The organism is Streptomyces sp. NPDC052012 (genome assembly GCF_040689265.1).
GTDB lineage: Bacteria > Actinomycetota > Actinomycetes > Streptomycetales > Streptomycetaceae > Streptomyces.
In genome coordinates, this window is sequence record NZ_JBFAXA010000011.1 from 166,855 (window position 1) to 188,642 (window position 21,788).

25 protein-coding genes and 1 pseudogene are annotated in these 21,788 nt (G+C 69.0%); 7 read left to right on the forward strand and 19 right to left on the reverse strand.

Annotation, left to right across the window (positions count from 1 at the left end):
• Nucleotides 1-134: 134 nt before the first annotated feature.
• A complete protein-coding gene (locus tag AB0412_RS20000; RefSeq protein WP_366403901.1) occupies nt 135-734 on the forward strand; it encodes a TetR/AcrR family transcriptional regulator in 600 nt (199 codons plus the stop codon).
• Between the two features lie 105 nt (nt 735-839).
• Complete coding sequence (locus tag AB0412_RS20005; protein WP_366403902.1) at nt 840-3,062, forward strand: MMPL family transporter; 2,223 nt, start codon at nt 840-842, stop codon at nt 3,060-3,062.
• 68 nt (nt 3,063-3,130) lie between these two features.
• Here the strand turns inward: AB0412_RS20005 and AB0412_RS20010 are convergent, their stop codons facing one another.
• The 3 genes and pseudogenes from AB0412_RS20010 to AB0412_RS20020 form a co-directional block, all read right to left on the reverse strand.
• The gene (locus AB0412_RS20010) at nt 3,131-3,547 is read right to left on the reverse strand and encodes a PIN domain-containing protein (protein ID WP_366403942.1); all 417 of its coding nucleotides are present in this window, start codon (nt 3,545-3,547) and stop codon (nt 3,131-3,133) included.
• 2 nt (nt 3,548-3,549) lie between these two features.
• The gene (locus AB0412_RS20015; protein ID WP_366403903.1) at nt 3,550-3,798 is read right to left on the reverse strand and encodes a type II toxin-antitoxin system VapB family antitoxin; all 249 of its coding nucleotides are present in this window, start codon (nt 3,796-3,798) and stop codon (nt 3,550-3,552) included.
• A 190-nt stretch (nt 3,799-3,988) separates the two neighbouring features.
• Nucleotides 3,989-4,411: pseudogene (locus AB0412_RS20020) on the reverse strand (ATP-binding protein); the annotation flags it as partial.
• 137 nt (nt 4,412-4,548) lie between these two features.
• Here AB0412_RS20020 and AB0412_RS20025 point away from each other — a divergent pair.
• Together AB0412_RS20025 and AB0412_RS20030 are read left to right on the forward strand one after the other, a co-directional pair.
• Entirely contained in the window at nt 4,549-5,394 is an 846-nt protein-coding gene (locus AB0412_RS20025) for a helix-turn-helix transcriptional regulator (RefSeq protein ID WP_366403904.1), read from the forward strand.
• Entirely contained in the window at nt 5,391-5,576 is a 186-nt protein-coding gene (locus AB0412_RS20030; protein WP_366403905.1) for a DUF397 domain-containing protein, read from the forward strand. Before AB0412_RS20025 ends, AB0412_RS20030 begins: the two co-directional genes overlap by 4 nt.
• Nucleotides 5,577-5,792: 216 nt before the next feature.
• On the opposite strand, the gene AB0412_RS20035 is transcribed toward AB0412_RS20030, so the two are convergent.
• The 10 genes from AB0412_RS20035 to AB0412_RS20080 form a co-directional block, all read right to left on the reverse strand.
• Complete coding sequence (locus tag AB0412_RS20035) at nt 5,793-6,611, reverse strand: M23 family metallopeptidase (RefSeq protein ID WP_366403906.1); 819 nt, start codon at nt 6,609-6,611, stop codon at nt 5,793-5,795.
• A gap of 52 nt (nt 6,612-6,663) precedes the next feature.
• The gene (locus tag AB0412_RS20040; protein ID WP_366403907.1) at nt 6,664-6,951 is read right to left on the reverse strand and encodes a hypothetical protein; all 288 of its coding nucleotides are present in this window, start codon (nt 6,949-6,951) and stop codon (nt 6,664-6,666) included.
• Nucleotides 6,951-8,411, reverse strand: a complete 1,461-nt coding sequence (locus AB0412_RS20045; protein WP_366403908.1) for an NAD(P)/FAD-dependent oxidoreductase — start codon at nt 8,409-8,411, stop codon at nt 6,951-6,953. The genes AB0412_RS20040 and AB0412_RS20045 overlap by 1 nt, the downstream gene beginning before the upstream one ends.
• Nucleotides 8,408-10,084: an ABC transporter ATP-binding protein gene (locus tag AB0412_RS20050; RefSeq protein WP_366403909.1), complete on the reverse strand. Its 1,677-nt coding sequence runs from the start codon at nt 10,082-10,084 to the stop codon at nt 8,408-8,410. The genes AB0412_RS20045 and AB0412_RS20050 overlap by 4 nt, the downstream gene beginning before the upstream one ends.
• 41 nt (nt 10,085-10,125) lie before the next feature.
• Nucleotides 10,126-10,305, reverse strand: a complete 180-nt coding sequence (locus AB0412_RS20055) for a hypothetical protein (RefSeq protein ID WP_366403910.1) — start codon at nt 10,303-10,305, stop codon at nt 10,126-10,128.
• 48 nt (nt 10,306-10,353) lie between these two features.
• Nucleotides 10,354-11,115: a class I SAM-dependent methyltransferase gene (locus AB0412_RS20060; protein WP_366403911.1), complete on the reverse strand. Its 762-nt coding sequence runs from the start codon at nt 11,113-11,115 to the stop codon at nt 10,354-10,356.
• A 118-nt stretch (nt 11,116-11,233) separates the two neighbouring features.
• Nucleotides 11,234-11,746 (reverse strand): hypothetical protein, encoded by a 513-nt coding sequence (locus AB0412_RS20065; RefSeq protein ID WP_366403912.1) that lies wholly within the window; start codon nt 11,744-11,746, stop codon nt 11,234-11,236.
• 68 nt (nt 11,747-11,814) lie between these two features.
• Nucleotides 11,815-13,701, reverse strand: a complete 1,887-nt coding sequence (locus AB0412_RS20070) for an alpha/beta fold hydrolase (RefSeq protein ID WP_366403913.1) — start codon at nt 13,699-13,701, stop codon at nt 11,815-11,817.
• A gap of 153 nt (nt 13,702-13,854) precedes the next feature.
• The gene (locus AB0412_RS20075; RefSeq protein ID WP_366403914.1) at nt 13,855-14,049 is read right to left on the reverse strand and encodes a hypothetical protein; all 195 of its coding nucleotides are present in this window, start codon (nt 14,047-14,049) and stop codon (nt 13,855-13,857) included.
• Nucleotides 14,050-14,064: 15 nt separating this feature from the next.
• Nucleotides 14,065-14,262: a hypothetical protein gene (locus tag AB0412_RS20080; RefSeq protein WP_366403915.1), complete on the reverse strand. Its 198-nt coding sequence runs from the start codon at nt 14,260-14,262 to the stop codon at nt 14,065-14,067.
• A gap of 715 nt (nt 14,263-14,977) precedes the next feature.
• Here AB0412_RS20080 and AB0412_RS20085 point away from each other — a divergent pair.
• The 3 genes from AB0412_RS20085 (at nt 14,978) to AB0412_RS20095 (ending at nt 16,700) form a co-directional block, all read left to right on the forward strand.
• Nucleotides 14,978-15,481 carry a YbaK/EbsC family protein gene (locus tag AB0412_RS20085; RefSeq protein ID WP_366403916.1) on the forward strand — a complete coding sequence of 168 codons (504 nt, stop codon included), beginning with the start codon at nt 14,978-14,980 and terminating at the stop codon, nt 15,479-15,481.
• Complete coding sequence (locus AB0412_RS20090) at nt 15,478-16,323, forward strand: EamA family transporter (protein ID WP_366403917.1); 846 nt, start codon at nt 15,478-15,480, stop codon at nt 16,321-16,323. Before AB0412_RS20085 ends, AB0412_RS20090 begins: the two co-directional genes overlap by 4 nt.
• Nucleotides 16,324-16,424: 101 nt before the next feature.
• The gene (locus AB0412_RS20095; protein ID WP_366403918.1) at nt 16,425-16,700 is read left to right on the forward strand and encodes a DUF1876 domain-containing protein; all 276 of its coding nucleotides are present in this window, start codon (nt 16,425-16,427) and stop codon (nt 16,698-16,700) included.
• A gap of 4 nt (nt 16,701-16,704) precedes the next feature.
• On the opposite strand, the gene AB0412_RS20100 is transcribed toward AB0412_RS20095, so the two are convergent.
• From AB0412_RS20100 to AB0412_RS20125, 6 genes are all read right to left on the reverse strand, one after another.
• Nucleotides 16,705-17,901 (reverse strand): serine hydrolase domain-containing protein, encoded by a 1,197-nt coding sequence (locus AB0412_RS20100; RefSeq protein WP_366403943.1) that lies wholly within the window; start codon nt 17,899-17,901, stop codon nt 16,705-16,707.
• An 89-nt stretch (nt 17,902-17,990) separates the two neighbouring features.
• Nucleotides 17,991-18,449 carry an organic hydroperoxide resistance protein gene (locus AB0412_RS20105; protein WP_366403919.1) on the reverse strand — a complete coding sequence of 153 codons (459 nt, stop codon included), beginning with the start codon at nt 18,447-18,449 and terminating at the stop codon, nt 17,991-17,993.
• Nucleotides 18,450-18,556: 107 nt separating this feature from the next.
• Complete coding sequence (locus tag AB0412_RS20110; RefSeq protein WP_366403920.1) at nt 18,557-19,021, reverse strand: MarR family transcriptional regulator; 465 nt, start codon at nt 19,019-19,021, stop codon at nt 18,557-18,559.
• 10 nt (nt 19,022-19,031) lie between these two features.
• The gene (locus tag AB0412_RS20115; RefSeq protein ID WP_366403921.1) at nt 19,032-19,802 is read right to left on the reverse strand and encodes an ABC transporter ATP-binding protein; all 771 of its coding nucleotides are present in this window, start codon (nt 19,800-19,802) and stop codon (nt 19,032-19,034) included.
• Nucleotides 19,790-20,551 carry a cobalt ECF transporter T component CbiQ gene (gene cbiQ / locus AB0412_RS20120; RefSeq protein ID WP_366403922.1) on the reverse strand — a complete coding sequence of 254 codons (762 nt, stop codon included), beginning with the start codon at nt 20,549-20,551 and terminating at the stop codon, nt 19,790-19,792. Before cbiQ ends, AB0412_RS20115 begins: the two co-directional genes overlap by 13 nt.
• Nucleotide 20,552: 1 nt before the next feature.
• Nucleotides 20,553-21,632, reverse strand: coding sequence for an energy-coupling factor ABC transporter permease (locus AB0412_RS20125; protein WP_366403923.1), 1,080 nt, complete (start codon nt 21,630-21,632; stop codon nt 20,553-20,555).
• Between the last annotated feature and the right edge of the window lie 156 nt (nt 21,633-21,788).

Consider the following 21,788-nt stretch of genomic DNA (forward strand, 5'->3'; position numbering starts at 1 on the left):
TGTGCGCACGTGACCCAGCACACGTACGAAACGGTTTCGTTTCCCTAAGGGCTGGGGTACCTTTGTGGTGTACGAAACCGTGTCGTTCGGCAGACGGCGGCGCGGCAGGCACCCGGAGCTGAGAGGTGAGCGGGATGACGGACGTAGCGGCACCGCGCCGCAGCCGGATCACCCCCGAGCGCGAGGCCGAGCTGTACGCGGCCGTGCTCGACCTGCTCCGCGAGGTCGGCTACGACGCCCTCACGATGGACGCCGTGGCCGCCCGCACCCGGTCCAGCAAGGCCACCCTCTACCGCCAGTGGGGCGGCAAGGCCGAGCTGGTGGTGAAGGCGATGCGCAGCCAGAAGCCGGGCAGCATGGCGGACATCGACACCGGTTCGCTGCGGGGCGACCTGCACGCGATCGTCGCCCGCGAGGACGACTGCGCCATGGAACAGAACGCAGCGCTGATGCGGGCCCTGGCCATGGCCGTGCACATGAACCCGGATCTGCGCCAGGCGTTCAAGGAACTACTGGTCGAACCGGAGATGGAGGAGTTCCGGCGGATCGTCCGGCGGGCGGTCGACCGGGGCGAGGTCCGCTCCGACAACCCGGCGCTGGACTACATGGTGCACATGCTCGTCGGCGCGTTCGCCACCCGGACGCTCATCGACGACCTGCCGCCGACGCGGGAGTTCCTCACCTCGTACATCGACGCCGTGGTCCTCCCCGCCCTCGGCGTCCCCCTTCACTGACCGTCCCCCAGTCAGCCACTCCACGCACCTGACGTCACCGCTCTCGTCGTCGGGCTGATCCACCCTGCCCCGAAGAACCCACGACCTGACCGGGAGTACGCCCTCGTGGCCACTTTCCTCTACCGACTCGGCCGGTTCGCCTTCAGGCGACGGCACTTCGTAGCCCTGTTCTGGGTGGCGCTGCTGACGCTCGCGGGCGTCGGCGCGGCCGGCGCTCCCGCCGCCGGCACCACCTCCTTCTCCATCCCCGGCACCGAGGCCCAGAAGGCCTTCGACCTGCTGGAGGAACGCTTCCCCGGCGCCAGCGCCGACGGGGCGACCGCCCGCGTCGTCTTCAAGGCGCCCGCCGGCGAGAAGATGACGGACGCCGAGAACAAGGCGACCGTCACCGAGACCGTCAAGGAGCTCTCCGACGGCTCCGAGGTCGCCGCCGTCACCAACCCCTACCAGGGCGGCGGCGTCAGCCAGGACGGGACCATCGCCTACGCCTCGGTCAGCTACAAGGTCTCCGGCATGGAGCTGGCGGACTCCTCCCGCGACGCGCTGGAAGGCGCCGCCGAGGACGCCCGTGACGCCGGGCTGACCGTGGAGATCGGCGGTGACGCCCTCCAGGCCATGCCGCACACCGGAGCCGCCGAGATCATCGGCATAGGCATCGCCGCGGTCGTCCTGGTCATCACCTTCGGCTCGCTGCTCGCCGCCGGGCTGCCGCTGCTCACCGCGATCATCGGCGTGGGCATCGGGGTCGCGAGCATCACCGCGCTGGCCTCCACCCTCGACCTGGGCTCCACCACGTCGACCCTGGCCACGATGATCGGCCTCGCGGTCGGCATCGACTACGCGCTGTTCGTCGTCTCCCGCTACCGCGCGGAGCTGGCCGAGGGCCGTGAGCGCGAGGAGGCGGCCGGACGGGCCGTCGGCACGGCGGGCTCCGCCGTGGTCTTCGCCGGGCTCACGGTCGTCATCGCCCTGGTCGGCCTGTCCGTCGTCAACATCCCGATGCTGACCAAGATGGGCATCGCCGCCGCGGGCACCGTCGCCATCGCCGTCCTGATCGCCCTCACCATGATCCCGGCGCTGCTCGGCTACGCGGGCCGCCGGGTCCGCCCGGCCGGCCGGAAGAGCAAGCTGCTCGGCGGCGGGCGCGAGAAGCACAAGGAGGGCGAGGACGGCGAGCAGCGCCCGAACATGGGCACCCGCTGGGCCCGCTTCGTCGTCCGCCGCCCCGTGGCGGTGCTCCTGCTCGGTGTCGTCGGCCTCGGAGCCGCGGCCGTCCCGGCGTCCTCCCTGGAACTGGGTCTGCCCGACGACGGCTCCCAGCCGACGTCCACCACCCAGCGCCGCGCCTACGACCTGCTCTCCGAGGGCTTCGGCCCCGGCTTCAACGGCCCGCTGATGGTCGTCGTCGACGCCAAGGACAGCGACGACCCGCAGACGGTCTTCCGGCAGACCGGCGAGGACATCAAGGCCCTCGACAACGTGGTGACGGTGACCCCGGCCCAGCCCAACAAGGCCGGCGACACGGCCACGATCACGGTGATCCCGGACGCCAAGCCGTCCTCGGTGACGACCGAGGAACTCGTCCACGACATCCGTGACGCGGGGGCGGACATCAAGGCCGGCTCCGACGCGGAGGTCCTGGTCACCGGGGCCACGGCGATGAACATCGACGTGTCGCAGAAGCTCAACGACGCGCTGGTGCCGTATCTGATCCTGGTCGTCGGTCTGGCCTTCCTCCTCCTGATCGTGGTCTTCCGCTCGATCCTCGTCCCGCTGAAGGCGGCCCTCGGCTTCCTGCTGTCCGTGCTGGCGGCGCTGGGCGCGGTGGTCGCGGTCTTCCAGTGGGGCTGGCTGTCCGGCCTGATGGGCGTGGAGGAGACCGGCCCGGTCATGTCGATGATGCCGATCTTCATGGTCGGTGTGGTCTTCGGCCTCGCCATGGACTACGAGGTGTTCCTCGTGACCCGGATGCGGGAGGCCTACGTCCACGGCGAGACGCCCGGCCAGGCCGTGGTGACCGGCTTCAAGCACGGCGCCCGGGTGGTGACGGCCGCGGCGGTCATCATGATCGCGGTGTTCTCCGGCTTCATCGGCTCCAGCGAGTCGATGGTCAAGATGATCGGCTTCGGACTCGCGGTCGCCGTCTTCTTCGACGCGTTCGTCGTCCGCATGGCGATCGTCCCGGCGGTGCTGGCGCTGCTCGGCAGGAAGGCCTGGTGGCTGCCGAAGTGGCTGGACCGGATCCTGCCCAACGTCGACGTCGAGGGCGAGGGCCTGCGCACGGACGACGACAAGAAGGACGAGGACAGGGAGCTGGTCCGGGTCTGACCGGCCACTCCTGAACCAGACCAGCCGGTGAGGGCTCCGTGGGGACGGGGCGCCCTCACCGGCTTTCTTCATGCCGGCGGGGCGAACACGTTCCGCTCGGTGACGTCTGTGAGGATGCGGGCCGCGGCGCAGAAGTCGTTGTCGTCGTGCAGGACCACCAGGCCGTGGTGGGCAGCCGTTGCGCAGACCAGCCAGTCGACGGCGGAGAGGCTCCGGTGCTGCCCGCGCTGGGCGAGCCGGTGCTGCCCGGCCTCGATCCAGCGCCATGCGCCTTTCGGCACGGTGACGTCCGGATACAGGTCAGCGAACATCGCAGCCATGTGGTCGTACTCGTCGAGTGTCCGCGCAGACTGCAGGAACTCCGTGCGCTGTGCCGCGCAGGAGCCGATGGCCCCGTCCTCCAGCTCGTGCATCCAGACGTTGTTGAGCCTCTTGTCTCGCTGGAGCCGCCAGACAGCGGTCGAGTCGGCGAGATAACGGATCACGGTCAGGCGACGCCCTTCTTCGTGCGGCCCTCGTCCGGCAGGCCCTTCTCCGCCGCGTGACGACGCCAGAAGCTGTCCTCGTCCCACTCCTGGGCCATCTCGAGATACCGCAGCCGGGCCTCGGTGCGCCGCCGACGCTCGGCGTATTCCCGCAGTGCCAGGTTGACCATCTCCTTCTTGGTCTTGGCACCGGACAGCTTCATCGCCTCGGCAAGAGCCTCGTCGTCGATGTCGATCTGAGTGGCGGACATGGGTGCACCTCCCTGAGATGTGCTTCATACAAAGGTATCCCATGCTTCGTACATCCCGCCCTCTCTTGCACGTCCCTTCCTCCGCAAGCCCGGCCAGTAGTTCTTCCATGCGCTCGGAGACGTCACTCCGCCCGCTGTCACCTGCGCCCGCGGAGTGAAAGGCGCGTGGGACACCGGCTGCTGGATTCGCCATGCGCAGCTCGGCCCAGACTGTCTTGCGTGGGCACGGCCCCGGTGTCGTGCCCCAGCGGTCGGCCAGGGTGTCCACGAGCACGAGGCCCCGGCCGGACTCGGCGTCGGGTGCGGTGGTGCGGTCGAGGTGGGGCAGGCGGTCGCCGCGTGTGTCCGTGACCTCGATACGGAGGGTGCCGGCCACGACGTAGAGCGTCAGACGGAAGTCACGGCCGGCCGCGCGGCCGTGCGTCGTCGCGTTGGCGGCCAGCTCGCCGACGATCAGCTCCGCCGGTTCCAACGGCAGCCCCCAGGTGCGCAGTTGCTCCCGGGCAAGGAGCCGCGCCAGGCGGGCGCCGCGCGGAGTGGGGGACAGCAGCACGCTGAAGTTGCGGATGGTGTGGGTGAGTTCGTTTTCAGGGGCAATCATCTCGCCGTTCATGTCACTCAGAGTGCAGGCTACGACTTCTCTGGGTGAGTGATCGCTCCTGTGCGTAGTGGAACTGTCCGGGCTTTGTCTCGTGCTGTCTCGGCTGTCTCGGGGGTTGGTCAGGGTACGGCTGCACGGTGGAGGTGGGCATGAACGAGGTCGCGGACGAGGCCGGTTGGGACGTCGAGCCCGGGGACGAGATCGAGCCGCTGGTGCAGGCGGTGGGGCGGCTGCTGAAGGTGTGCCGGGAAGCGGCGGGGATACGGGCCGCCGAGTTCGCCGAGGTCATGGGGTACGGCGAGGACATGATCCGCAAGATCGAGCGGGGGCAGCGGCTTCCGAGACCGGAGTTCCTGGACCGGGCGGACGATGTGCTGGGGGCGCAGAGGCATGTCAGGGCCTTCAAGAAGGACATGGAGAAGGCTCGGTATCCGAAGAAGGTGCGGGAGCTGGCAGAGCTGGAGGGGCGGGCCGTGGAGATGTTGCTGTACGGCACTCACAACCTCCATGGCCTCTTGCAGACGCCCGAGTACGCGCGAGCCCTGTTCAGGTCGAGGCAGCCCGCGCTCAGTGAAGATGTCGTGGAGCGCGAGACTGCCGCACGCATGGCTCGGAAGGCCGTCTTCGAGCGGGTGCCCGCGCCGACGCTCAGCTTCGTCCAGGAACACGTGACGCTCGAATGGCCATACGGTGGGAAGATGGTGCTGCGCCGACAACTTGAATACCTCGTGGAAGTAGCGCAGTTGCGGAGCGTCACGCTACAGGTCATGCCGACCGACTGTGAGGAGAACGCCGGAGCGGCGGGGCTGATCCAAGTGCTGAAGTTCGCCGACGGTACGGCGATCGGACGTTCCACCGGCATGTTCAACGCCCGCCCGGTCGAGAACCCCAGGGATCTCCACCTCCTTGAACTGCGCTATGGCATGATCCGGGCGCAGGCTCTCCCGCCGAGGGAGTCGCTGGTCTTCATCGAGCGAGCACTGGGGAGACTATGAGCACCGCCGAACTCCACTGGTTCAAGAGCAATTACAGCGACAGCAGTGAACCCGGCGACTGCGTCGAAGTGGCCAGCACCCCCGCCACCATCCACATCCGCGACTCCAAGCGACCCGAGTCCGCACACCTGACCGTCGCTCACACCACGTGGGCAGACTTCCTCCCGTACGTCACGAAGTGACCGTCGGGCCGCCCGCTTCTTTGCCAGTGTCGTGCTTCCACGCCAACACGGGGGAGAAGCGTGCGGGCGGCCGGAGAGGAGCCCGGGGGGCCGGCAGGTTTGCGATGTGGGTTCGTTGAGTGGCTGGGCCGGTGTGTGCGGTGCGCGCTCCCGCCTCGCCTGCACGCCGGGTGGGGAATGGGGGGCTGGGAGGGTGAAGTCGAACCCCCGAGCGGCTCAGTGGGACTTCAGCGGAGTGAAGTAGGAGTTGTCCTCGGGCACTCCGTCGCGTTCGGCGCCGTCGTCGTCGCGGTAGCGCCACTCGAAGGGCAGGCCATGAGCGGTTTCGGAGTCCGGCCCGCTCATGAGTTGGAAATGTAGGTGGGGTTCGGAGGAGTTGCCGGAGTTGCCGCATTCGGCCAGCTGCTGGCCTGCGGACACCCGGTCCCCCACGGCAACACGGAGGGAGCCGCGCTTCAGATGGGCCAAGCCCGCGTACACGCTCTCCCCGAGTTCCAGGATGACGTAGTTGCCCCAGAGATGGCGAGGCCATCCCAGGCTGCGGACGAAGCCCTCCAGGTACAGATAGATGAAGCCCGGCAGTGAAGTACGGCAGAAGTGGTCGCGCTGACGGTCGGTAGTCGCCACGACCACACCGTCTCCCGGGGCCAGAACAGGGCTGCCAAAAGCCGGGTAGTGGTGGGGACGTTTGCCGAGCGGCCAGAGCCAGCGGAACGAGGGCGTGGCTTCCCCGGTCGGGTGGCATGCCAGATCGATGGCATACGTCTGTGCGTGGCTGTGTGTGTGGCTGGGGACCTTCGTGGCGGGACCGTTGATGGCCTGCCAGCGTCCGCTGACGGGCACATCGACCGGGATCGGTGACTGTCCTTGCGGTGGACGCTGGTTGCGCCACATTCCCCAGCGCATCAACCCGCCAAGCAGCAGAAGGGTGACCCCCGTGTACCACAACGGGCCCGGCCCCTGGCCGTTCACGAGAATGCAGAGGGCTCCGGCAGCAAGGAACAGGCCATGGCGCTTCCACAGGGAGATCGGCAAGAGTGCACCTCGTTCGTTGGATACCGCGGCGATTCGATGCTGGTTGGGGAAGTCAGTTCTCGTTGGTGGGCCCGGTGACGGTGGGCCGATAGGCCTGGCGTGCGTTGACCTCGACCGATCCGGGACCGCAGATCTGGGTGGTTCCGTGGATGACCAGCTTCGCGCGTGAGGGCAGAAGTCCCCGGCTCGGTCCACCGTTGTCCTGCCGCGACGACTGTCTCGCTCGACACTCGACGCCGCTGACGGACGGGGCTTCGTCGGCGGATGCCGGCGCCGCGGGGACCAGTGTCAGGTCGGCAGCGGCAGCGATAGCGGGCACTGTTCGGACGAGCGTGCGCATCAGATGAACTCCTGATCCGGTTTCGGGGACAGGGCGGGTGAGGTCCGTATGCCGTGGTGACGTCGAAGTGCGGAGAGGGCGGCGAGGTGGCCGCACATGCCGTGGACGGACGGGCCCGGCGGTGTTGAGGCCGAGCACAGGTACACGCCGGGCAGGGGCGTGGTGTAAGGATCCCGGCGCAGGGTCGGGCGGGCCAGGCTCTGACGCAGGGTCAGTGCGCCGGATGCGATGTGCCCGCCGACGTAGTTCGGGTTGTACGTGGCGTATTGGGCTGCCGAAAGGCCGCGAGAGGCGATGATCGTGTCCGTGAATCCGGGGGCGTATTCCTCGATACGTGCGCGGATCATCTCGACTGGGTGGCGGGTGTCTCCGTTGGGCACGTGGGCGTAGGCCCACACCGGGCGCTTATGGCCAGAGGCCCGTGTCGGGTCGGTGACCGCCGGGTCGACGACCAGCATGAACGGGTCGGGGATCTGTTGGCCTGCGGCGGTCGCGGTCTCCTGGCGGATGATGTCGGTGTGTGGGCCGCCGACGTGTACGGTGCCGGCTTGCCCCAAGAGGGGGTTGGTCCACGGGATGGGTTCGCTGACCAGGAAGTCGGCCTTGGCCGCGCCTGGGCCGTAGCGGTAGCGGCGCAAGGCGCGGCGGTACGCCGCCGGGAGCCGGTCGCCGGCAATGGTGAGGAATTCGGTGGGGCTCACGTCCAGGAGGACGAGGGGGACGTTGCCCAGTTCCGCCAGGTCCTTGACGTGGTGGCCGGTGTGAAAGGTGCCGCCATGGGCGGTGATGTCGGCGATGAGTGCGTCGGCGATGCGGATGCTTCCGCCTTCTGGCAGTGGCCAGCCGCTGGCGTGGGCGGTGTGGGCCAGGAGCAGGGCCACCGCCGCCGATGCCAGCGACGGCAGTTTCCCGACGGCGTGGGCGGCCACGCCTGTCAGCAGGGCTCTGGCCTCCACGGTGGTGAACGGCGTGCGGTTCGTGGCGAGGGCCATGATCCGGGGCGCCAGAAGCGCCGGCACACGGAGGTACCGCGGCAGGGAGCGCAGGTCGGAGAGGAACAGGTCGACGACAGCGGTGGACCGGTCTGCGAGCGGGCCCAGCAAGCGTGACCAGCGCGGCCCGTCTGCGCCGAGGTGTTCGGCGGTGCATGCGAGGCTTCGCCAGGCCGCCGCCGCGTGTCCGCCGGGCAGGGGGTGGGCGTAGGGGATGTCGGGCTGGAGCAGGCGGACGCCGCGCGTAGGCAGGTCGAAGGACCGGAAGAACGCGGACGCGGCGGCCATCGGGTGGACTGCCGAGCAGATGTCGTGGACGACAGAGCTGTCGAAGAGCGACATCGAGCGCAGGCCGCCGCCTGGGGTGTCGGCCTGTTCGTGCAGGACCACTTTGAGCCCGGCTCTGGCTAGGGTAACGGCGGCGGCGAGTCCGTTGGGGCCCGTGCCCACGATCGCGGCATCGGTCACCTCACACCTCCCCCTGCGGGGGTCATCTGTCCGCTGGCGAGGCTTTGGTACGTCGTGTCGCTCTCCATCAGTTCGCTGTGGGTGCCTGTGGCACGTAGCTTTCCGGCCTCGATGACGAGGAGGCGGTCCGCGCCGATGGTGGTGGAGAGGCGGTGGGCGATGGTGAGGACGAGGCACCGCGTGCCGATGTCGGCGATGGCCGCACGGAGCGCGGTCTCGGAGTCGGAGTCGAGGTGCGAGGTGGCTTCGTCCAGCAGGAGGACGTCCGGGCGGGTGAGGAGGGCACGGGCGATGGCAAGGCGCTGACGCTGCCCGCCGGACAATCCGATCCCTCCCTCGCCCAAAGAGGTGTCCAGGCCGTCCGGCAGAGCGCTGACGACGTCGGTGAGGTGAGCTGCGGACAGGGCTTCGTCGATATCCGCGGCCGTGGCGGCGGGGCAAGCGTAGGTGAGGTTCTCCCTGACGGTCCCGCGCATCAAGGGGGCATCCTGCTCGACGAGGCCGATCCGGGATCGTAGTTCGTCCAGGCGCATGGCTCCTATGTCCGTGCCCCCCAGGCGGATCGTGCCCTCGTCGGGCGTCTGGAAGCGCTCGATGAGCTGGAACAGAGTGGTCTTGCCTGCCCCGGAAGCACCCACGATCGCGATGACGCCGGTGGGAGGCAGCGCGAACGACACCCCGGTCAGGGCGGGAGCGGAGGTGTCGCCGTAGGAGAACGCGACGCCCTCGAACTCGACGGCGCTCGCTCCCGCAGCAGGTATCGGAGCCGAGGCGCCTTCGGTGGACTCCGTCTCGATGTGGGCCAGTTCTTTGACCCGGTCGATCGCGGCCCGGCCCTGCTGGATCTCCCCGAGTGACATGAACAGCATCACCAGAGGGGACACCAGGTAGAAGAGGTACATGATGAACGCGGTGAGGTCCTCGATGGGCAGCGCACCCGTGGCAGTGCGGGACATGCCCCAGGCGATGACTACGGCGAGGGACACCTGGGTGCCCACGTTCATGGCGGGCATCAGCATGGCCGAGAGACGAGTGACACGGATGCCGCTGAGTCGCGCGGCATCCGCCAGCTCTCCGATCCGTTCGGCTTCGCGCTCTTCGGCGCGGGAGGCCTTCACCGTTGTGAGGGCACCCAGGACCCGCAGGAGCGCCGATCCGTAGTCGCTCGTGTCCTGGCGGTTCGTCACCGCGACCTTGCGCACGGCTCGCGCCAGGGCGAGCCCGATCACCGAAGCCGCGCCGAGGCAGCCTGCAGTGGCCAGCAGCATCCGCCAGTCGAGCCAGAGCATGACGCCGACACAGCCGATGACCGTGAAGCCAGAAGTGATCATCTGGGATACGGAAGAGGACAGTGCGACGCGCGCCAGGGAGGTGTCGGCGACGGTGCGGGTGAAGATGTCGCCGTGTTCGAGCCGATGGAAGGCGCGGATACGGGCGTGCAAGAGACGCCCGGTGAGGGTGGCCCGCAGGTCGAAGACCATGTTCTCGCCGGCTCGCCCGATGAGATAGAAGTGCGTGGCGGCCAGCAGCGCGTCTGCGACGAAGAGCCCGGCAAGCAGCAGGATCGGCTGCACGGTCGGCTCGTCCACGGCCACCGCTTCGATCAAGTCACCGATGAGCAACGGTTGTAGAAGCGTCGCGGCCGTACCGAGCAAGCCCAGCAGGATTCCCACGCCGAGCAGTGTGCGGTGGCGGCGGACGACGGCAGATAAATTCACCTCCTGCTCCTGCCGAAGGCGATGGCGGCGATCACGGCGATGCTGCCGCCGAAGATGAGGCTCTTGGCCCAGGTGGCCCGGGTGAGTTCGCCGCCGTCGCGGAAGACCGTCAGCATGACCGGTACCGCAACGATGAAGGCGACGACGAAAGACACCACTCGGTTGGTTGTCACCATGATTCCCTTCCGTGGTTGTGGCGTGGACGCGGGTGGTTCAGCCCCCGCTCACGCGCCCTTCCGATAGGTGGCGAGGAACATCGGGTACTGGGATGTGTAGGAAGACAACTGCCAGTCGGCATAGCGGGCTTCGGGAGTGAGGCCGGCCGCGGTGGCATAGGCGTCGACCTCGTCCGGGGTCGTAAGGCGGGCGAGTTCGCTTCCGACGCGGGTGGTCCCGTCGGCTTCGTACCAGACGTGGGAGCACTGCCAGAGGTCGGATCCGGGGGGAAGGGTCGAGTGTGTCTGAAGGCCTGTGCCAGGTTCCGGGTACGGGGTGAACAGGGTGATCCGTGCGAGCCCCTCGTGCATCGCCTCGACGGCCGGCCGGTTGCCGGTCTCGATCACCAGTCGGCCCTCCGGGGCCAGGAGTTCCGCCGCCTGCTGCACGGCCTTCTGCTGGTCCTCTGGGGTCAGGAGCATGGACAGAATCCCGCAGACCGCGTAGACGAGTGCGTAGCCGCGATTGTCGCTGTAGGTGCGGATGTCGGCGTGGACACCTGTCACTTCCCCGCTTCCGGGATCGTCGGCCAGCAGCGCCAGCATCTCCGGTGAGGAGTCGAGGCCGACGATGCGGCCCACCTTCTGGGAGAGCGGGATGGCGATGCGGCCGGTTCCGACGCCGAATTCCAGGGTGCCCTGATCCGGATCCGGATGGAGGCGGGCGAGTGTCTCCGCTGTGGTGAGGGCGTTGGCGTCCTTGGGGAAGAGGCGGTCATACCAGGTGGCGAACTGCTTGCCGTAACCGAGGTCGTCCACGTGACCATTCATCTGCTTGTGTCCTTACCAGGCTTTGGGCGGAGGTCACCCCTGTCAGGGGCTTTGGCTGGCGACGCCCCGCGCGGTGGCAGGGCGCCGCAGCACACCGTTGTGGTGGTTGGACCCGTCGCTAGGCGGCAGCCAGGTGCTGCGGAGCCGACGCCTTCATCGGCGTGTACGGCGAAATGAAGAGGGTCTCCGGCTGCTCGCTGCGGTCGTGCCCCGCGGCGCGGACCACCGCGAACTGGAATCCCTTCACCGCCTCCTCGCCCTGCTCCTCGCGGACGGTGCGGCGGATGAACTCGACCAACAGTTGGTAGGAGGACAGCTGCTGGGCCTGCCGGACTCCGCCCTTCTGCGCCTCCTGCAGGATGGCAGTGCAGATGTCGAAGACCGCCTTCTCCGGACGACGGGAGGCGAACCAGAACGCTTGGTACAGCTTCCGAGGCGCGATCATCTCGATCTCGCGCCACTCGCTGGTCTCGCCGTCCAGATCAAGGGTCCGGTAGGTGTAGTGGAAGTCGTGGACCGCCGGGTTCGGGGCGAAGAACTTCCAGTTCGGCACCATGGAGAAGAGGTCCCTGGTGCGAGCGCGGTCGAAGACGAGGTGCGGATGCTGCGCGGCCAGTGTCGTCACCAGCATGCCCGCTCCCACCCATCGCGCGAGGGAACCGGGCCCAGTGAACGTGTCCTTGAGGAGGGCTCCAGGCTTCACCGTTCAGAACCTCCCTCGTGGGCGGCCACCGCATCGGCCTCGTCGCTTCGGCGCCCTGCCGCCAGGAACTCCGTCATGAGCTGAGCCGCCTGATGCGCATAGCGCGCCTCGGTCAGCATGGAGTCGTGATCGGCCCCCTCGATGACTTCGACCCCACCCCGCTCGCCATGACCTTGATGAGCCCGAGCCAGCTCGTTGTACAGCAAGAACTGCTCCGGGTCCTGGTCCACGGTCTGCTGCGCGGCGATGATCAGCGGGGGTGTGGTGAGCGGTTCAATGGCCCCCGTGAACTCGGTGAACTCCTTCTCGACGGCGAGCCACTCCCGCTTGCCAGCGATCCACAGCCGGGCGTCGGTGTACTGCGCGAACACCTTCTCGCGGTACGCCGGGGGCAGCCTGTCGACCCAGCCGGGCCGGCTCATCAAAATCCCGGTCCCCAGCCGGGTATAGCGGGCCACGTGGGCCAGCGTGACTCGAAGGTCCTTCGCTCCAGCACGCTGACGGTCTGAACGCTGCAGTTCCGCAGGGTGCGACGGATCGAGATAGACAAGACCCGCCAATCGCTCCGGTATGCGCTGAGCGAGTCGTCGGATCAGCTCCCCTCCCAAGGAGTGCCCGACCAGGACGACCTTGCGGTTCTCCGGTACGACGGCGCATACCAGGTCTTCCAGGTCGTCGACTGATTCTGCCAGCTCGTAGGGTGCCTTGCTGTTGCGGCGGCTCGCCGCGTAGCCCGCCCGTGCATAGGAGACGACGGCGTGCTCCGAGCCGTGCGCGAACCGTTCGGTGATCCACGCGAAGTGCTCCGATGTGGAGGCCAGTCCCGCGCAGAACACCAGGACTGGAGCGTCCGAATCCGGACCCCCTGTTTCGTACACGAGCTCGTTGCCGTGCCGGGTCACGAGCTTCCGAGATGTGGGCCAGCCCTCGAGAACGATGGCTCGGCGCTGCGCGGCGACTGTGACACTGGCGGCGACACCGCCTGCCAGCAGCAGGGCCGCGGCTTTGGCCACCCGGTCGTCACGTCCTGTGACCGAAGGGTGAGCCTTGGGCGCCGTGGTGTAGGCGACCATCGGATGCATCGCGGGAAACGCCGTCATGAACCGTCCGAGCCCCATGACGAATGCGTTGGCCACGTGAAAGCTGGCGGCCGCAGCCAGGAACGGGCGTGTGAAGCGGCCACCGGCCACGTAGACGAGCGGGAAGAGGCACTCCATCGCCAAGGTCGCGTGCTGAACGGCCTTGGAGGCCTTCGGATGGCGTTGCGTCAGGCGGTAGATCGGCTCAGAACCGTAAGTCCGTGTCCGCATCACTCCGGGAAGGGCCGTTCCATCCCGCCATTTGTCACCCACCAGCTTGACCCAGCCGGAGATAGCGTAGGACATGCTCGCTTGTACGCCGATGTACCACAGGAGGGCGTCTTGAGTTTCTGGCTTCTTTGCCAGCCGCGTCACGCCGGTCACGCTTTGCACGAGGTTCGCCACCTGGTCCGACCCGTCGGTCCCATAACGATGGCGAGCTTGCAGAAGACAGCTTGTGCCGCTCAGAAATAGGTTCCCAGCGCCGCGCCACCGGGAATTTCCCGGCAAGAGCATGCCGACACTGACTGCGGCTCGCGTCGCATGCAGGGCCAGCGTTACTTTCTTTCTGCTTACAACATTCGCGACCTTCCGGAGGGCTACGTTCCTGGCCTCCGGGGTCCTCTTCATGATCTCCCAGTCGTTCAACCCGCCGGGATCCATGTGCCTGTGCTGGTCCATGTACTCAAGAGAAGAGGACAGTGTTGTCAGCGCCGCCAACCTCTCCGATACCCCTAACGCCCTTCCTCGGGAAATCGGCACAGGGCCGAAAATTGCCGAGCCGATCTTGTTCAGGTATTTCAAGATTCCTCCTGGCTGGCCAGCGGGTCGGTTAACATAGGAAAGCTGTCGGGCCGCGATTGGCGCGCGGCCCGACAGCTTCGTCGCACCAGCGGGATTCACTCCACAGGTGCCGTTACAGGCCTGCGATCAGCACGCAGGCGTCGGGTGGGACCCTCAGCCGGCCGCGCGCCCAGCCTCGTAGGCACCGACCACCGCGGCACCTGCGGCCAACCCGCCGCCCGCGTAGGGGCACAGCGCCACGACGCTCGGAGTGAAGGCCACCGGCATCATTCGCACGACCTTGTCGCTCTCCACCTCGGACAGGGTTGGCGACGCGGCGTTGCGCGCGCTCTCTGTGATCTGGTTCATCGAGATCTCCCCGCCTCAGCCGAAGATGCGCCCGGTGACGTAGGCGCCGACGGGGATGGTGAACGCCACCGCCGCCGCCCCGATCTTGGCACCCGCCGGAATGGCTACGACGGCCGCAGGGGTGGCCATGATCGGCGTGCCGTCAGCCTTGGCCATACCATCCTTGAGAGAGGGTATCTCCTGCGCGTTCATGAAGGCTGCTATCTCAGCCATGACACTCTCCTTTTCGGCTCAATCCATTGGCTGGATGTTCCCGCAACGAAAAACAGATCCCCCGTGATGCGGTTGCCGAAATGATCGGAAGATGAGTGCCGCGCAAAAATAATCTTCGCGCACACGCCAGGCTGAAAATGCAATGCGGACAGCCGGGCGGGAACTTCCGTGAAAATAGAAAGTTACCGCACGTAGCCCCCGTGTCATTACGTCACTGCTTCAGCATGGTGATCATTGCTCGCTCCCCGTTGCGCTACCAACTATAGAAACCATCTGCTCGGAAGAGTCAAGAAGGCGATGAATGGCGCACGTCACACTGGATCAGGTGACTCCAGAGAGAGAAGCTCCGCTCCACGTAAAAGGGTCCATGTGTGGCTGAAAATCTTCACGGGCCCTTTAACGTCTTCCATCCTGTTTGACCAGGGAGTCTTTGCGGTTATCCGTTAGGAGGTGCTCCACTCGAACATGGCCTGAATCTGGTTCTGATCAACCCGTCCGATATCACCCCTGATTGCCGCGGACGCAACCTTGCGATCAAAATGGCGAAATTTGATCTGCGCGAAAAGTCCAGTCTGAAAATAGTGGCGGGCGCGTTCCTCGTTGGATCACACGCTTTCCGGGCCGCACGTCCGCTCCCGAGGGGCTACAACGGCGGACCGACGGTGCCTCGCAAACCCGGTCGCCTGTACCGTACATGCGCCGCTACGGTGCCTTCATGAGCGCGAGCAATGGCAGCATCCACGTCCACCCTCGTTTCGCCGAGGCGCTCGAGGGGCTGGGGCTCGGGGACGTGATTCCACAGGTCCGCCGGTTTCCCGACGCCACCCGCACCGCCGCCGAGGCAGCCGCCGCGATCGGCTGCGAGCTGAGCCAGATCTGCAAGTCGCTGATCTTCGCCGCGGACGGCGAGCCGGTGCTGGTGCTGATGGACGGGGCGTCCCGGGTCGACGTCGAGCGGGTCCGGCAGGAGCTCGGCGCGCAGAAGGTCACCCGGGCCAAGGCCGACGTCGTACGGGAGACGACCGGGTACGCCATCGGCGGCGTGCCCCCCTTCGGTCACCGGACGGCCACCCGCGTCCTCGCCGACCGCTCGCTGCTCGACCACGACCTCGTGTGGGCCGCGGCCGGCACCCCGTACACCGTCTTCCCGATGGAGCCCAAGACGCTGATCGCCCACGCCGGCGGCACCCTGGTGGACGTGCGCGAGCGCCACTCGTGACCCCGCTGGTCACCGCGGCGGTGCTGCTCGCCGCGGTCACCCACGCCGGCTGGAACGCCCTGGCGCACCGCATCACCGACAAACTCGCCGGCTTCGCCCTGATCTCCGGTGGCGGGCTGCTGATCGGGCTGGCGCTGACGCCGTTCGTGGCGTTCCCGGCGGCCGGCGCCTGGCCGTATCTGCTGGCCTCGGCCGCCATCCACATCGCCTACTACGCGCTGCTGATGCGGTCCTTCGAACTGGGCGACTTCGGCCAGGCCTACCCCATCGCCCGGGGCAGCGCGCCCCTGGTCGTCGCGGTCCTCGCCGCCGTGTTCGCGCACGAGGTGCCCGACGGCCGGGCCGCCGCCGGGATCGCCGTCTCCTGCGCAGGGCTGACCGGCGTGGCCCTGTGGGGCCTGCGCGGACACCGGCCCGACTGGGCGGCGATCGGGGCGGCACTGGCGACCGGACTGACGATTGCCGCGTACACGGTGGTCGACGGCCTGGGCGTACGCGCCTCCGGCTCCTCCCTCGGCTATATCGCCTGGCTCATGACGGTCCAGGGCACGGTCATCCCGGCCTACGTCCTGTGGCGCCGGCGCGGCGGAACCGCGGCCCTGCTGCGGCCCTACGCCCGCCTCGGCCTGCTCGGCGCCGCCCTGTCCGTCGCCGCGTACGCCCTCGTCCTGTGGGCCCAGACCCGCGCACCGCTGGCCGCGATCGCGGCCCTGCGCGAGTCGTCGATCATCGTCGGCGCGGTGATCGGGGCGCTGTTCTTCAAGGAGCGGTTCGGCGCGCCGCGGATCGCGGCGGCCGGGCTGCTGGTCGTCGGGATCGGGCTGATGCTGCACGCCGGCTAGGCGTTCGAGACGCCCGGGTTCGTCCTTTTCGCCGTGCACGGCGGGTGCGGAGGCGGGGTGCGAGGCGCACCCTGGAAGTAGGTCTTCCGGAGGTGATCGTCATGATGCACACCGCTGTGGGATGGCATGTCGAGCTGGAGTTCATGGAGGACGACACGCACACGCGTGCGGTCGCGATGGTCCGGTTGCCCGACGGGTCCGAGATCCGGGCGCACGGACACGCGACGCGGCACCACACCGACGCGAATCAGCCCAGGGTCGGGGAGGAGGTCGCCGGGGCCCGGGCGTTGAACGAACTGGCGATGCAGCTGCTCACCAAGGCGCACGACGAGATCGACCAGGCGTCGGGGCGGATCTCGCACCCGATCCACGTCTGAGCGTTCAGCCGCCGAGCGCGCTGCGCACCGCCCGCACCAGTGCCTGCGCCCGCGGGTCCGCCGTCACCGTCCTGCGGAAGCCGTTGGTGACATAGCCGAAGGCGATGCCGGTCTCCGGGTCGGCGAAGCCGAGGGAGCCGCCGCGGCCGGGGTGGCCGAAGGAGCCGGGCGCCAGGAAGGGCGAGGCGCTGCCGTGCAGCATGTAGCCGAGGCCGAAGCGGGTGCCCACGACCAGGACCCGGTCCGGGCCCGCCGACTCCTCGGCGCGGGCGAGATCCACGGTGGCCGCGTCCAGCAGCCGTACGCCGTCGACCGGCCCGATCAGTGACGCGTAGAAGCGGGCCAGTCCGTCCGCCGTCGCGATCCCGTTGGCGGCGGGCAGCGCCGCCGCGCGGAACGCCGGGTCGTTCTGGTCGGGGAAGGGCGTGATCGCGGCGAAGGCCCGGCGGGTGAGGGAGTCCGGGTCGGCGTACGCCTCGGTGACCGCACGCTTGGGGCGGGCACGGAGCACACCGGCGGGCTCGGGTCCGTCGACACGGCCGACCCGTCCGACCCGGTGCGCCTGCGCGTCCGGGAGCCCGACCCACAGGTCCAGGCCCAGCGGGCCGGCGATCTCGTCCGCGATCCACTCGCCGGAGCCCCGGCCCGTCACGCGCCGCACCAGCTCGTCGACCAGCCAGCCGTAGGTCAGGGCGTGGTAGCCGTGGTCCGTGCCCGGCTCCCACACGGGCGCCTGGGCGGCGACCGCCTCGGCGGCGCGCCGCGGGTCGGCGGCCTCCTGCGGGGTCAGCGGCCGGTCGAGCACGGGCAGCCCGGCGCGGTGGTTCAGCACGTGCCGGACGAGCACCTTCTCCTTGCCGTGCGCCTTGAACTCGGGCCAGTAGTGGCCGACCGGCGCGTCCAGGTCCAGCTCGCCGCGCTGGTGCAGCAGCAGGAGGACGGCGGCGGCGACGCCCTTGGTCGCCGAGCGCACGACCTGGGCGGTGTCCCGCTGCCACGGCGCGCTGCCGTCGGCGCCGTGGGTGCCGTCCGCGCCGTCCGCGCGGTCGACGTACTTCGTCCCGGCCCACAGATCGACGGCCTTGACCCCGTCCCGGTAGACGGCGACCGCCGCGCCCCGCTCCCCGAGCGCCTGGAAGTTCCGTACGAACGCGTCCCGAACGGGTTCAAAACCCTCGGCCACTGTGCCGTGCACGTCCACCACGTCGTAGGCCCCTTCCGATGCGATGCGACAGCCGCCTGTGACAGTGGGTGCAACGGCCCCCGTCCGCCTGCGATTCCTGGGCGGCGCTAGCCGAGGACAATCGTTACGTCGATGTTGCCGCGGGTGGCGTTGGAGTACGGACACACCTCGTGGGCCGCGTCCACGAGCTTCGCGGCGAGGCCCGCGTCGAGGACCGGCAGGGAGACGCTCAGGGCGACCGCGAGGCCGTAGCCGCGCTGTCTGTTGGGGCCGATGCCGACCTTCGCGGCGACCGTGGATCCGGTGAGGTCGTAGCCGGCGCGGTTGCCGACGAGGATCAGGGCGTTGTGGAAGCAGGAGCTGAATCCGGCCGCGAACAGCTGCTCCGGGTTGGTGCCGTTGCCGTCGCCGCCCAGCTCCGGGGGCATCGCGACCTTCAGGTCGATCCGGCCGTCCTGGCTGGTGACATACCCGTCCCGGCCGCCGTGGGCGGTGGCCTCGGCGACATACATGATCTTCGTCGGGCGGGTGTCGGTGTCGGTGGCGGCAGCGGTGCCGTCGGTCATGGGCTGGCCTTCCCCGAGTCATGAGCGCACAACTACATCGTGCACAAGGTACTGGCCAGTAGCTCCCGGTTCTCCATCAGGGGGTGGCAACCGCGGGTAACCCCGGATCAGCGGGCGCGCTCCGCCGCCGCCTCCGCTCTCCGCGCCAGCTGCCACAGTTCCTCGCGCAGCCGCGCGACCTCGGCGCCCTCCAGTTCGGTCGCCGCCAGCAGGGCCCCCGGCACCCGGGCCGCCCGCTCCCGCAGCTCCTCGGCGCGCCCCGTCGGCGCGACCAGCACCGACCGCTCGTCGTGCGCCGCGCGCTCCCTGCGCACCAGACCCGCGCCCTCCAGGCGCTTCAGCAGCGGCGACACCGTGCCGTAGTCGAGGCGCAGGGCCGCGGCCAGGTCCTTGACGGTCGTCTCCCCGCGCTCCCACAGCACCAGCAGCACCAGATACTGCGGATACGTCAGGCCCAGCTCGTCGAGGAGCGGGCGGTACGCGGCCGTCACCGCCCGCTGGGCGGCGTACAGCGCGAAGCACAACTGCTCGTCGAGCAGCAGTGAGCCCTCGGTCCCCTCGTCGTTCGTCACGCGCCCATTGTCACGGACGCGCCGAGCCGGTCGGCACCGAGCGCGGGTCGAAGCCGAACGGCAGCTCGAGGCGGTGGGCGCGCATCAGCTCGTCGTCGGCGAGGAGATCCGCCGTGGGACCGTCCGCCGCGATCGTGCCGTCGCTGAGGATCAGCGAGCGCGGGCAGAGCTCCAGCGCGTAGGGCAGGTCGTGGGTGACCATCAGGACGGTGACGTCCAGGGAGCGCAGGATGTCGGCCAGTTCGCGGCGGGAGGCGGGGTCCAGGTTGGACGACGGCTCGTCGAGCACCAGGATCTCCGGCTCCATGGCCAGCACGGTCGCCACGGCGACCCGGCGCCGCTGCCCGAAGGACAGATGGTGCGGAGGGCGGTCCTTGAACTCCCGCATGCCGACCAGGTCCAGCGCCCGGTCCACCCGCTCCTCCAGCTCGGGCCCCTTCATCCCGGCCGCCGCCGGACCGAACGCCACGTCCTCCCGCACGGTCGGCATGAACAGCTGGTCGTCGGGGTCCTGGAAGACGATGCCGACCCGGCGCCGGATCTCCGCCATGTGCCGCTTGCCCACGGGCAGCCCGGCCACCTTCACCGTGCCCGTGCCGCCGGTGAGGATGCCGTTGAGGTGCAGCACGAGCGTGGTCTTCCCGGCGCCGTTCGGGCCGAGCAGCGCGACCCGCTCGCCGCGGGCGATCGAGAAGTCCACACCGAACAGGGCCTGATGGCCGTCGGGATAGGCGAAGGCGAGGCCGGAGACCTCCAGCGAAGCAGTACTCACAGCACCCATCCCAGCAGACAGACGACGAGGGCGGCAGCGGGCAGGGCGAGCGCGTACGACCACTGCGCCCGGGAGGCGGTCGCCTCGTCGATCACCGGCATGGCGCCGGAGTAGCCCCGGCTGACCATCGCCAGGTGCACCCTCTCCCCCCGCTCGTAGGAGCGGATGAACAGCGCGCCCGCCGACTTCGCGAGCACCCCCCAGTGCTTCACCCCGCTCGCCTCGAAGCCGCGGGACTCACGGGCGATCCGCATGCGCCGCATCTCGTCGGTGATCACATCGCCGTAGCGGATCATGAAGGAGGCGATCTGCACCAGCAGCGGCGGCAGCCTCAGGCGCTGCAGGCCGAGCAGCAGCTCGCGCAGCTCGGTCGTGGCGGCGAGCAGCACCGAGGCGGCGACGCCCAGCGTGCCCTTGGCCAGCACGTTCCAGGCGCCCCACAGCCCGTTCACGCTCAGCGACAGCCCGAGGACGCCGATCCGCTCGCCCTCCGCCACGAACGGCAGCAGCACCGCGAAGGCGACGAAGGGCACCTCGATGAGCAGCCGCCTGAGCAGGAATCCGGCCGGGACGCGGGCCGCGTACGCGACGAGGCCGAGCAGCCCTGCGTACACCGCGAACGCCCACATGGCCTCGCGCGGCGTCGACACCACGACCACCACGAAGGCGAACACCGCGGCGAGCTTGGTGTGCGGCGGCAGCGCGTGCACGGGGGAGTGCCCGTGCCGGTACAGCCGGTGGGCGTGCCCGGCTCCCATGTCAGACGGTCGTGTTCGTGTGCGCGGGCGAGGTGGCGCCGGTCGCGTCGGGGCCGGTCCCGCCGGTCCGCCGCCTGCGCACGGCCCAGAACACGCCGGTGCCCGCGACGACCGTGACACCGACACCGATCACACCCGCGAGCCCGCCGGACAGCCGGGCGTCGTCGACGTCCTTGACGCCGTAGTCGGCGAGCGGGGAGTCGGCGTACGCGTGCTCCTCCGCCTTCTTGTCGATGCCGTGGTCGGTGGCGACCTTCTCCAGCCCGTCCGGGTCGGCGGAGGCGTAGAAGCTGACGAAACCGGCGAGGACCAGCGAGGTCACCAGGCCGGCGATCCAGACCCTGCGCGGGGAGCGGGCCGCGGCCGGCGCCGGCTCCGGCTCGGCGTCCGGGGCGTCGACCAGCTCGCCGTTCACCCGCAGCTTGAGCTTCTGCTTCAGCCCGCGCGCGCCGTGCACCAGGTCGGGGCGCACGGCGACGACGGCGCCGACGGTCAGGGCCGTGATCACGGCCTCGCCGATGCCGATCAGGATGTGCACGCCCACCATCGCGCCGGCGACCTTGCCGATCGAGACGTCGGTGGTGCCGCCGACCGCGTACAGCAGCGTGAAGACGACCGCGGAGGCCGGGACGGAGACCAGGGCGGCGACGAAGGACGCGGCGGTCACCGAGCGGCGGGTGCGCGGCAGCACCTTCACGAGCCCCCGGAACAGGGCGTACGCGACGACCGCCGTCGTGATCGCCATAGTGGTGATGTTGACGCCGAGCGCGGTCAGACCGCCGTCGGCGAAGAGGAACGCCTGCATCAGCAGGACGACGGACACGCACAGGACGCCCGTGTACGGGCCGACGAGTATCGCGGCCAGCGCGCCGCCGAGCAGATGGCCGCTGGTCCCCGCCGCGACGGGGAAGTTCAGCATCTGCACGGCGAAGATGAACGCCGCCACGAGACCGGCCAGCGGGGCCGTGCGCTCGTCGAGTTCCCTGCGCGCTCCGCGCAGGCTCACGGCGATGGCGCCGGCGGCGAGCACTCCGGCCGCTGCGGAGATGGGGGCGTCGATGAATCCGTCAGGTGCGTGCACGGGTTCGATGATGAGGGCAGTTGCAAGGTACTTGCAAGAGCGAGCCCTTGTCGTATCGCACATGTGAGATGCCTCCCGGACGGGCCACCGCAAGGCTTCCTCCGCCGGGAGGCGGAATCCGGGGATTGTGCGACGCTGGACAGGGGGCGCAAGGAC